This window comes from Zooshikella harenae, from assembly GCF_018837975.1.
Lineage (GTDB): Bacteria > Pseudomonadota > Gammaproteobacteria > Pseudomonadales > Zooshikellaceae > Zooshikella > Zooshikella harenae.
In genome coordinates this window covers 1-529 of record NZ_JAGSOY010000373.1, presented here as the reverse complement: position 1 = coordinate 529, position 529 = coordinate 1, and the positions used below count along the sequence as shown (strand labels likewise).

The window sequence follows — 529 nt, the reverse complement described above, 5'->3', positions numbered from 1 at the left end:
GTATTCATATGAGTCAACAGGTGAAGTATGGATCAATAATAAAACGGAAGGTTATGAAATATATAGATCTGTAGATAAGGTTTCAAACATAAGAACAGGCAAATTATTAGGTAAGGATACGAGCTACTTATTAACTCCGTATGGCATATTCAAAACACCTGAAAGTTATATGACGTCTCGGTGTTCTCGCATTAATAAATTTAAATATTTACCCATTAACAAATCGATTGATGCTTGGGTATTTAATAAAGAGTAAAAGATACTAAAACTAATTTTTAGCTGATTTTACATCAAGAAGTATCTAGTTGTTTTATCAATGAATGGATGTTCATAAATGAGTGAAAATAATCAAGTCGAAAAAGAAGATAACACAGAAATCAATACAGAAAAAGCCTACCAAGCAGCTCTTTTAGCGGACGCTGCATATATTGACTTTAAGAAAGGAAAAGATTACTGGGGGTCAACGGGTATAATAAAACCCAAGAGAAGAGAAACAGCAGAATTATTCATAAAAAAAAGAGGTTTTACT

At 31.4% G+C, this 529-nt stretch carries 2 protein-coding genes; both read left to right on the top strand.

What is annotated here, in order from left to right:
• Positions 1–256 (top strand): hypothetical protein (locus KCG35_RS26185; protein WP_215822880.1); only part of this gene is annotated, 256 nt, incomplete at its 5' end.
• A gap of 78 nt (positions 257–334) precedes the next feature.
• Positions 335–529 (top strand): hypothetical protein (locus KCG35_RS26180; protein WP_215822878.1); only part of this gene is annotated, 195 nt, incomplete at its 3' end.